The sequence below is a fragment of the Mesorhizobium marinum genome (assembly GCF_040813675.1).
Taxonomy (GTDB): Bacteria; Pseudomonadota; Alphaproteobacteria; order Rhizobiales; family Rhizobiaceae; genus Mesorhizobium_K; species Mesorhizobium_K marinum.
Map to the genome: position 1 here is coordinate 1 of NZ_JBFOCI010000020.1, position 1,210 is coordinate 1,210.

Annotated in this window: 2 protein-coding genes; one reads left to right on the forward strand and one right to left on the reverse strand. The window is 53.7% G+C overall.

What is annotated here, in order from left to right; translation table 11 throughout:
- Window positions 1–545: hypothetical protein (locus tag ABUE31_RS22630; protein ID WP_367726026.1), on the forward strand; the 545-nt coding region annotated here is incomplete at its 5' end.
- A 25-nt stretch (window positions 546–570) separates the two neighbouring features.
- Here ABUE31_RS22630 and ABUE31_RS22635 read toward each other — a convergent pair.
- The coding region (locus ABUE31_RS22635; RefSeq protein WP_367726027.1) for a DUF4268 domain-containing protein at window positions 571–1,210 on the reverse strand (640 nt) is incomplete at its 5' end.

The following is a 1,210-nucleotide window of genomic DNA, read 5'->3' on the forward strand; positions in this document are numbered from 1 at the left end:
CTGATGGTTTGGCCGAATTGAGCCAAATGCTTGCCGAACGCGGAGGCCAATGGTTCTTCGACAGCCGCATCTGGAAATGGAACGGAAACGAGATTGAGGAACTCTGGCGCTACCAAGCGTTGCCGGATCTGTCCAAAGTTAGCTCTGGAGAGATTGTAGTCCCGGTTATGGTCGGCCAGGCTCAGCGCCGGCCAGCACCGTCGCTTCAAGACTTCCGCAGAATGGCAGCGGAGATTGGATTGTCGGAGGTGCTGGAGACCGCGATCCGCCTCGCCCAGGAAAACAGTTTGCGCCTTTCTTCTCGACCCACTGGTATTGGTGTCTCCCGCATGCGGGACGGCAGAACTTTTACGATCCTGTCTGTTTTCCTTAACCGGTCAGATTCTCAACGAGGGATGAACGTGGGATTTGACCGGGCAATGTTCCTCGGTGATCTCAACACACTGCCAGGCGATGAAGCGCCGCGCGCAGGCTTTCTGAACGCAAATCGTTTTCTGCGCAGGCCTGCTGACGTAGAGCAACTGTTCCAGCGCCTCGTTCGTTGAGCCAGACACTGCAACGAGTGGGCCGTCACAAGGGTTCGGCCAATGCCATTTGTACAGCAGCCGCCTGTTTGCGAAACGCGGGCTCCAGCCGAACCATCGCACCCACCATGGCTTGAGTCATGTTTGGCCACTTTGATTTGTCAAAAATGTTCCCAGGCATCTTAGCCATAATCTTGTAGGCTCGGCGTCCCTCAACCTCTTCCCAGATCAAAGGGCCACCAAAGTCTTTCTCGATTTCCACCTTCCGCTCGGAAAGAGCGTCGAAGACTCTCCGGTTTTCCGCCTCGTTGTCACGATCAATGTAGATCTCGGCTTTGCAAGCATCCTTTGTCACAGTGAACTTCAAGCCAATTCCCTTGGTGCCGGACCCTGTCATCAGCCAGTTAGTCTGTGACGTCGTGATGTTCTGGAAGAGTTCCGATCGCCGGTTCATTTCTGCTAAGAATTGAGCCCAGAATTCGCGTCGAAGCGCATGCCTCACTATCTGAGCTTCTGCTCCAACAACCTCATCTTGAGCCTTAGATGCGAGACCGATCATGAACTCCTCAGCATCTCGTGTCGGTATGATTTGCTCCACTGTTAGGAACAACTCATCGTTCATCGCATAGGGTGTCGCTTTGAAGCATTGCAAGCGGATATTGAAATTCATCAGCCACAGCACAGTC